Source organism: candidate division WOR-3 bacterium (genome assembly GCA_039802005.1).
GTDB lineage: Bacteria > Hydrothermota > Tepidihabitantia > SM23-42 > JAOAFX01 > JAOAFX01.
The window spans coordinates 1-10,283 of sequence record JBDRVV010000050.1 but is presented as its reverse complement, the minus strand read 5'-3'; the positions used below and the strand labels follow the sequence as shown (position 1 = coordinate 10,283).

General features: G+C 40.0%; 5 protein-coding genes. 1 reads left to right on the top strand and 4 read right to left on the bottom strand.

Annotated elements, in window-relative coordinates:
* The 4 genes from ABIL69_11205 to ABIL69_11190 all read right to left on the bottom strand — a co-directional run.
* A partial coding sequence (locus ABIL69_11205) for a C25 family cysteine peptidase (GenBank protein MEO0124555.1) occupies positions 1–2,432 on the bottom strand: 2,432 nt, incomplete at its 3' end.
* Positions 2,433–2,681: 249 nt separating this feature from the next.
* On the bottom strand, positions 2,682–6,503 hold the full coding sequence (locus ABIL69_11200; GenBank protein ID MEO0124554.1) for a C25 family cysteine peptidase: 3,822 nt from the start codon (positions 6,501–6,503) through the stop codon (positions 2,682–2,684).
* An 82-nt stretch (positions 6,504–6,585) separates the two neighbouring features.
* Positions 6,586–7,314 carry a DUF4249 family protein gene (locus tag ABIL69_11195; protein MEO0124553.1) on the bottom strand — a complete coding sequence of 243 codons (729 nt, stop codon included), beginning with the start codon at positions 7,312–7,314 and terminating at the stop codon, positions 6,586–6,588.
* 88 nt (positions 7,315–7,402) lie between these two features.
* A complete protein-coding gene (locus ABIL69_11190) occupies positions 7,403–9,712 on the bottom strand; it encodes a TonB-dependent receptor (GenBank protein MEO0124552.1) in 2,310 nt (769 codons plus the stop codon).
* Between the two features lie 339 nt (positions 9,713–10,051).
* On the opposite strand from ABIL69_11190, the gene ABIL69_11185 reads away from it, so the two are divergent.
* The coding region (locus tag ABIL69_11185; protein MEO0124551.1) for a hypothetical protein at positions 10,052–10,283 on the top strand (232 nt) is incomplete at its 3' end.

The window sequence follows — 10,283 nt, the reverse complement described above, 5'->3', positions numbered from 1 at the left end:
ACATTGGACGCCACCGCACCACCCTCATTCTTGATCGTCACCACTAAATTCGCCGTCTCACCAGGATCCAATATCCCATTACCATTACCACCCGTAACCGCAACCGACTGATATGTCAAAACCGGCGCATAAACCGTTACAACCGGATTAGAGGTCCAGGTATTATTACTTGCATCTTTGAATGTCAGTGTGAAATTCACATTGTAATTGTTTGGACAATTGTTAGCAACAGTGAAACGATAATAAGGAGCGCCTAACACTGAATCATTAACCGGAATATTTCCGTACCAGGATGAATCAATGGAAATAGAAACATAAGGATCGGATTCGGTTAGTTTTCCATACACCCCCTGGGCAGCCGAACTGCCGACATTCTTCCCATAAACACCTAAATTCACCGTCTCACCGGGATTTACCTGGCCATTACCCCCCGAATCATTCAAAATCATTCTGCCCAGTAATATATAAGGACCTGATGATGAAACAATTGGCACAGAGCCGAGATAAGGAATTTTATTATAAGCAGTAACGGTAATATACATAGTGCCTGGAGCACTGGGTGGAGGATTTAATGTAATTGTAACATTACCCGCCGAATTTGTATAACCGCTTCCTACTAATAGAGTATCAATGTACAATCCAACAAGCGCCGCGCCCACATTGGGTACACTTACACTAAATGTCGTCTGTCCAATATTTATTGAAGACGGATGGTTCACCGTCATTGCCTGCGGTGTATTTGTGCGCACCTGTACCGAAGCATCGCCAAAAATATGCCAGGTCTGCGCCATCTCAATGCCTGCGGCATTTGTCGGACCATAATAATCAATCATATAGCAGGCACCATTAAAACACAATCCACCAAAGGTATTTTTCTTGTTGTGCGTCAGAAGATTGACCGCTCCTTCTTGTCCGATACATGGTGGAACCCAGGATTGATTTATCGTTGAACCCCAGTGTGCCAAAAATCCATTTGGATTTTCAACGGTTCCAACTGTCACTGAAACCTCACAATAACAATCATTGCCATCAAAATTGCCTACTACACACGCTACTGAAATAACAAAAGGCAGTTTCCACGGGTTGTTCAAACCCAATAGGTCGTTATTAGTAAACCCACCACCGTTCACCCAACTGGTGGTAGAACCGTGTCCAATGTAATTTATGATACTTGTTCCTGCCTCAATAAAATTCTTTATCATTTGCGTTGTTCCCCAGGAATCATAACTTTTGTTCACCGCAGTGTAATAATATTTCGGCGTTAACAAAGAATCGCGTAACCAGTTGCATCTTGTTGAATCAGCAGGGGTACCCTGGTTGCTCGCCACACCTAAACCAATATTATACCAATTCGCCCCGGTTTGCGGTGTTTTCTCATAATTTATAGAACGACTCACCTGCTTGTCAATATTCACCGCATTACCACCACGCGAACTAAATCTGGAAATATAAATATCAGGATAATAATCGCTACCAGCACAATAGGCATATACTGGATCGGCATCTGCACCATTAGCGGCACCAATTGTTCCAACACCCGGAACAACTTCATTACCATCACCAACCAATAATACCCAAACCAGACCGCCTTGATTATATTCGTTCTGTATGTAGTTCTTTATGTTTGTTGGTGTATTCCCAACGACCGATATAGGTACCATTTTTGTTTGAATACCCTTTTGTCTTTTCCATGTTTTAAAAGGTTGCATATTGGACATATAAGCATCCGCAGTAATTATCAACATCCTGCCAGCCCGTTCAGTAATGGAATCATATCGGGTTTCATTGAAATTGAGAAAAACCGTTTCGTAGATATCTAAAAACTCCCTTGTAATCGCACCATGTGGCTTATTTAATACATTTACACCGCCCTTACCTGACTCATATACCTCAACTACAATTCTTTTTATAACCTTCAGTTCTCCAGTCTTAGGATTGTAACGGAATGGATTAAATCTAATGGATAAACCACGATAATCGCGCAATATAAAAGGCTCACTCAACTGTATAATCTCTCCAGGCCAAAATGTATTAAGATCATAAATTTTTCCAAATGTATAAGGTACATCTTCGGGATTAATGTTACGATATAAATTTCCTTTTGAAGGAATAATCTTTCCGATTAATTTTGTCTCTTCTTCTACGGATAATATTCTGTAAGACATTAACCCATCGTCAGGTATAATAATGCTCTTATTTATTACCGGCAATTCAGGGTAACCTTTCTCCATATATGTAGCACAGTTTGGCAAGACTATCCGGTAGGATGTATTGCCATTAATTTCAACTGGTTCAATGTCATAACCTGAAATTTTAAATTCCACAGTTATGCTTGAACCTCTGTCACTAAGGATATTAACCTCAGGTGGTTTTGCAACACTGGCAAATAAGAGTACCAGCGATACAAAACTTGCGATAATTATTCTATTCATTAAAACCCCCTTTTCTGTTTTATTTAAAGGCACAGACAATGTCCTAAACTATGGCTGCAGTTAAAAATATCAATATAGTATCCTGACATTCTTCTTTTAAATATATATATAATATCACCCCCTTTCTGCAAATTAGAGATTAGTTTTTGGGTGAGGAAGTGGGTATGGAAGTGCGAACTAAGAAGATAATCTCTCAATCCCCAGCTTCCCACGCCCAACTTCCTAACCCACTTCCTCACCTAATCTCCTTTACCTCAACAACACCGCCTTCTCTACCTGCTTAAAACCACCAGCCTCTAACCGCACAAAATACACACCACCAGGCAACTCCCGACCTAAATCATCACAACCATCCCAAACCACACTGAATACTTGATCCTGAATACCAGATGCTAAATTAAAAGTCCTAACCACACGACCCGAAACATCATAGATTGCTAAATTTACACCCTGATTCTTTAATCCAGTATCCTGTATCCTGTACCTGATATCAAGCTTCTGCCGGAACGGATTCGGCATTAACACCATCCCGGACTTACCCGACTCTAAACTCAATCCACCCTCTTCCTCAATACCCACCGTCGGCGGCTTGGTCGTAAACTTCAACGCAAACTGATTCGTTATCGGCACTCCCAACGGATGATAATTCCCATCAAAATAATACTGAATCCCAACATTCCGCGCCGAATTCTGAATACCTATAGTATTATCAGCCTCTTGCATCGAATTCATATATTGAATAACTATCTCACCATCACCCGTCGGCGTCGGATAATAAGCAGGATTATACAATATTATCTCAAACGTCTCCAAAGTCGTATTCGCACCATAATGCGGCACCCTAAACCACTCCACCACAAACCGATGATTGGTTGCATCATTGTAATAGTAAACATCCCCAGGCGCACCACTAACCCCAGGATTCAAATCATCCCATAACCCCGCAATACAAGTCGGCGGCGCACTCGTACTCGGCAAACCATAATTAGACACATAACTGGATGTGGCTGAATCCAAAGTCACAAAACCATTGGATGATATTGAAATCCGATTATAATTCACACCATAATACTTGAAAGTAAACGGCAATGCCACACGCACCACCTGATCATCACCTAAATTCAACGACGTCCCAGGATTCTGCGTCTGCGTCGTATCTATCGCAAACCAACTATAAACCGGCGCCTGCTGATACGGACCACCCGACCAATAAACATAATAATAACCAGTATCCGACGGCATCATCCGACCCACCGTTATCTCAAAATCAATCGTATCACAATAAACACCACTCGTCAACTGAATCTGCATCGGCACCACCGTCCCAATCGGCGTATTACCCGCCGCAGTCACCGTAAACACATCCGAACTATTACTACCAGTCGCACCAGGATTCAAATTACCCCAACTACCATTCGCATCACTAACCGTTATATACGGCGAATTCTCCATCAACACACCCACAACATTGGACGCCACCGCACCACCCTCATTCTTGATCGTCACCACTAAATTCGCCGTCTCACCAGGATCCAATATCCCATTACCATTACCACCCGTAACCACAACCGACTGATAAACCAACACCGGCGCATAAACCACTATTATCGGGTTGGCGGTCCAAGTGTTATTACTTGCATCACGGAAAGTAAGGGTAAAGGTGACATTGTAGTTATTGGGACAATTATTTACAACATTGAATCTGTAATACGGATTCCCAAGGACAGAATCATTCGCGGGAATATTTCCATACCAGGATGAGTCAATAGAAATAGAAACATAAGGATCGGATTCGGTTAATTTTCCACGAACACCCTGAGCTGTCGCCACACCCACATTCTTACCATAAACACCATAATTCACCGTCTCTCCAGGATTAACCTGACCATTACCACCCGAATCATTGATAATTGTTCTGCCCAACACTACATAAGGACCCGAAGGATTTACAACCAACGCATAACCTTCATAGGGAAGATAGTTATGTTTCGTCACGGTCACATACATCGTATCACCAGGAGTGGTTGGATTAATGTTTAAGACCGCGACTCCGGATGCATTTGTATAAGCCGAAACATGGACTTCAGGATTCTGGTTCTTTATCCAGCAGCAGACCAATGCATCCCGCAGAGGATTTCCGCCTCCAGTAACTGTTACCGTGAATTGTTGCGAACCAGGATACACAATTGCATTATGGCTAACAGCCATATTCTGCGGAATATCAGTCCAGAAATCAAGCGAAGGATCGTTGAAAAGATGGTATGCCTCAAAATAATAACGTTTTCGGGAAGTACTCGTATTATTTTCAATCCAGTAAAGCCCCCACTGTGTAAATCTGCCAGTCTCGTAAAGTCTACCAGTGACGCTGTCGGTATATATCGCATCAAAATATCTCCTCTGTAGCCAGTCATCCTCATCCCAATAAGTTGATGGAACACTACCAAAATAACAAATTCCACCCTTACCGCTCAACCTATCCCATGTCTCGCCAAAACAATCAGATGAATATTGATAATCCCCGCTCAAACAGCAATGGCCCGCAGGCATTGGATACATATTGTTATTCGTAAGTCGCCCTAACTCTGTCACTGTAAATTGGTCTGTATTGTTAATTGCCCAGGATGTCTGGGACCCATGTGCGGTGTAGACACACCAGACCCTTCCTGCATTTATTTGATTTTTAATTCTTTGATCGCTCTCTGATGAACTTATTATCAACGTATCAACCTGATACCCATGATTCAGGAGCAAAGCACGACACCAGGCATTCGTAGCAATTCCCACAGGTTGATAACCGGCATCATATCCGGCAATCAAACATGCTTTTTTCAACCAGGAAGTGCCTGCTGAACCAAAATTGGCGTGCTCCCAGTCTATTGCTTTCTTTACTGAAGTGTTCCCTTGAACTGTATCTAAAACTGAAATACGGGCATAAAACATATCGGGCAAATAGCCTGATTCATTCACTTCTGCATAATATAAATCTGTCTGATCTCCTGATGAAGAACCTGTTGCTGATGGGGGTAAAGCGATTGAACTTGAGTTCGGATCTCCAATTATAACAAGGAAAGTTGCTAATGGATTGCGTGTTCTGATTGTATCATTTATTGCTGAAACAGTCCAGCCTGCAGCATTCCACATTCTTATCTTATATCCTTTTTTCTTTTTCCACTGGGCAAGCTTGTTTGCGACAGTTTGTGCCTGACCGTTGTAGAAAATATCGTAATATACTGGCAATGGTGGAACGCCCCTTAAATATTCCGGATAATTTACTACGGTTCTCTTAATAAATTCTTCCCAAACTGTTGAAAAGTCTTTTGCAATCACTCTCTGGGTTTCAAGGATATCACCACCGACAAAATCTACTTTTAATTTGATATCTGTATAAACTCTGATTCTTCCCGAAACTGGATTATAATGGATTGGATAAACCCTCAAGGTTGCAAGCCTGTGACCACGTGCAAGTCCACCATCACCTTCGTAGATATCAGCAATTTTATCGGGATAAAAGGCATCGGTTGAATATGTCTTTTCATCAATGATAAACTCTGCTTTTGCATTGGGCTTTTTGATTACACTTGGAAGCGCAGGTGCAATTCTCTTATCAATCCCAAAAGTTCTGAGATCAATCTCCTTTGATTCCGCTGAAATTACCTCAACCTTAATATTAGCCTTATGTGGAACATCAAGGACAGAAGTCACCATAGGTAATTTTGGCTTACCAATTTCACCAATGAAAGCATATTCGTCTATTTTTAACAATGCAAAAACTTCTTTGCCAGTATATGTTAATTTGTTTGCGTCATATTCAGAATGTTCTGCGCCGAATATTTTTATATTGAGTTGAACTGAATTATCATTGACAGAAATTGGGTCTATTATGGTTTTTTTCGGGGCTCGTTCGGTCCCGAAGGGGACCCATTCCGACCATAAAAAAACAACAGAGAACAGCAATAACCAAAGTGTTCTTTTTTTGAATAATGAATAAAGTCTCATCCAACCTCCTTTCGTAAATTTTAATTGACAGAGACTTAAACCTGATGTGTTAGTAATTACGCTACTATTATTCATATAATAGAATATATTTAATAACTAGGAAAAGTCAAGGGTGCAAATTTAGACTTAAGTCTCAAAATATTAAAATAAATGTCCTTTATTGATAATAAAATTTGACTTCAAGAATAAAAGTACTTCCAAACAACCCAATCCCATTTTCAATTCCGCATTGAGGATTGGCTGCATCTATATAGTAATTAACATAATTGCTATCATAGACCCCTACCATCAACCGATAATATCCTGTGTCATGAAGGCAAGCCGAGAAAGGCAATTCCAAAATTGTATCTCTAATTCTACCGTACAAATACCAGTATAGTAGCGAATCCTGATAATAGAGCTCACCTATTATCAATTGATGACAATCCTTGAATTCAATTATCATTGTATCCAACAATTGAACTGTATCACCATCCTGCGGACAAATTATCTCAAATAAATCAGGTATGGTAGTAGTTCCCCTGAGTGTATCAAATCCCTTCGCAGTAACCTGCAAATGATAGGTCTGGCCGTGAACAACAGGAAAAGTATCACGCGTTACAAATACTCCCAAGATTGAGTCTTCAACGAGTGTATCACATATCCCGTTCCCCGAAAGAATCACCTGCACATCTTCAAGGTCATAAATTGATTTCTCGTCCATTCCATAGATTCTATCAACGACTACTTTTTGATATGGACGATTATTTTTGAGAATACAAAAAACATTTAATTGCGGTTCAAATTCTTCATTATACTTTTGACAGAATAAAAAAATAAACAGAATCAATATTCCAAACAGTTTCGCTTTTCTTAACCGTCCACCGAAACCAAATATATTTGTCATATCCTGCCTTCTCCTGCCTCTTTGCCCTTTAGCCATCTTTAGCCCTTTTTCCGCCGTTTTTCGCCCTCAAATTATCATAATAATTTTTTCAAAACCTCACATTAAATCCAAAAGAAGGTATGGGAATCGCAATCGGTGGGATTGAATAGCCAACCCTTCTCGGTGGATCATATTCCTGCCCGGTATTGTAATCAAAATATTCGTAATCATAGAAAAGCACATTTTTTTGTGCATAAAGATTAATAATATCCAGATACCAGCCACCTCTCAGTCCAAAGATTTTTATCTCTTTTTCATAATGCAAATCAAGCCGGTGAGATAGTGGTAATCTGAAGGCATCCCGGTTGCCTTTTATATACTTCCACCAGTAATCTGGATATCCATTCAGCGTATCATTTCTCCATTCAAAATATTTACGATATCTCGCTATCTCCAAAGCATAAGGCAAACCGGTTCCCAGATACCAGCGTAAATCAAGTTTGCCATTTTTTAATAACGGAATTGACTTCGGTAGAACAAATCCGAAAACAATATTTAGATTATGCCTTCTATCATAGCGTGGAAAATAAGAGATATTTCCTACACTTCTTCTTGTATAACCGAATGTATAACTGACCCAGCCAAAATAATCTTTAAAACTTTTTTTAAGAAAGATATCTACACCTGTTGCATAGCCATTCCCGACACGCAAACTTTCAGTGGGCACACTGAAAAACATATCTTCTTCGCGGGGTATCAATAGATTGTAGTATTTTTTGTAATATCCTTCAATATTAAAATTTGTTTCTTCACCCAACCATCTTTCAATTCCGGCAATAAAATGATAACCAACCGGCGGATTATGTGTTTTGTCAACCGGACGCCAGAAGTCAAAAATAGAAAAATATGATTCCTGACTATTTATAGTTATCAAGCACTGATTATATTTTCCCATTGAAATATTCAATGCTGAATTTTCTCCAAAACGATATTTCACTCCAATCCTGGGATCATAAAGAAACCGATTGCCCTGATTATAGTAGATTAATCTTATCCCCGGCTGGATATAGAGAATTGGCTTTATCACCTGCCATTTATCCTGGAGATAAACTGCAACGAGATTAGAACTCTGCTTGGGTGGTCCAGATATTCCTTCTTCAACCTCCCAGTGCTGCTTAACACCAAGATTCTCCTCATGGAATCCAAAATCAAGTGTATGCTGCTCGCTATAAATATAAGAAAAGTCGCACTTGCCGGTCAAACTCTGAATCTTTTCATATAGTCGTAAGTTTGCAGTTGAATCATAATAATTAAAATATCTAAAATCCGTGAAAAAATTGCTCCAGACTCCGAGGATTTCCCCATAGACTCTTGGTGAGAATACCCGGCGCCATTTTCCCGATATACCACGATTTCCCCAGATTAGATCTACTTTGTCTGATGGCGGGTCGCCTTCAGAAAATGAAATGACATCTGCGCCACCAAATCCAGTGATTGTAAATCTATTTTCACTGGATGGATTATAATTAATCTTCCCCACACCATCATAAAAATAATAAGGGAGTTCAATGTCTTTATTAAAGATATGGGCATATCCCCAGATTAAGGCATCAAAATATGTCCTTCTGCCACTGAAGAGAAAAGAACCTTTGGGGATTGGACCTTCAACGAGTAATTTAGATGTTATCAAACCAACACTCGCATTGCCTTCATACTTTTTTGAATTTCCCTCTTTGGTTGTTACATCGAGGACTGCTGAAAGTCTATCTCCATATTTTGCTGGAAATCCACCTGCATATAATTCTGCTTCTTTCACAGCATCGGGCTGGAATGTGGAAAAAAGTCCGAATAAATGGGTTGCGGGATTATAAATTATTATGCCATCAAGCAAAACCAAATTCTCATCCGGACTTCCACCCCGCACATATAATTTGCTTGATAAATCATGCATTCCTATAACACCTGGCATCAACTGCAATGTCTTTATCAAATCCGATTCAAAAAGCCCGGGTACCGACTTTATCTCCCGCTGAGTAAATGTGATATGGCTCACCTCCACACTTTTTTCAAATCTTTCACGCTCCGATGATACTACAACACCGGGCATTTCAATCGCTGATGGTTTTAATTCCACATTCAATGTCAGAACCTGCCCGGATTTAATCTCAATCTCTTTTAATACTGGTTCATAACCAAGATAAGAAAATACAACTATATATTTGCCTTCAGGGATACGTGAAATGTAGTAATATCCCTTTTCATCGGTGCTCGTGCCAATTGTAGTATTCTTCAAAATAACATCTGCATAACTGAGTTTTTCGCCGTTTTCCGCATCGGATACAAATCCCTTGATTGTGCCATATTCTGCAGCAAAGATAAGTATTATCTTACATAACAGCACAACCAAAAATTTAATCACTGGCAATTATATCCTACATAAATCATTTGTCAATATCACCTGCTTTGTCCATTGACTTTTTACAAAAGAAAATTAAAATTATTATATAGATTGGGTAGCCGCAGGCTTTAGCCTGCGTATGGTCTTTCTATTGAATGTAGCGCAACCTTCAGGTTGCGATAAAATGTAGGACAAACCTTCAGGTTTGCGCTTTAAATTGTCGAGCAGACTCGACCACTACAGCAAATTGTAGTGGCAGAGTTTACTCTGCAATAATCAATGTCGAGCAAGCTCGACCACTACATTTAAGTATCCATTTCGTTTCTCTGGTTTTCACCGGAGAATAAAAAAGGGGGTGATATGAAAAACATATTATGTGTAATGTCAATAAGCGCAGGGCTCTGCCTTGCCCAGGATATCCACATCTGTGTGGATTCAAGTGCCAATGGTTATACACTCTTTTTGCAAAATCACGAAAGCATCAGTTATAGTCCGCTGCTTGATACTATACTAATCGTCGATCGGGGTTTTGTAAATTCCAATTATCTCAATACTACCTGCACTTCGGGCAACCTCGCAACCTCGGCCACCG

Bases quoted from the DNA above. Each gene is read 5' to 3' on its own strand.
- ABIL69_11195 (MEO0124553.1), bottom strand. From the start codon at position 7,314: ATGACAAATATATTTGGTTTCGGTGGACGGTTAAGAAAAGCGAAACTG.
- ABIL69_11200 (MEO0124554.1), bottom strand. From the start codon at position 6,503: ATGAATAATAGTAGCGTAATTACTAACACATCAGGTTTAAGTCTCTGT.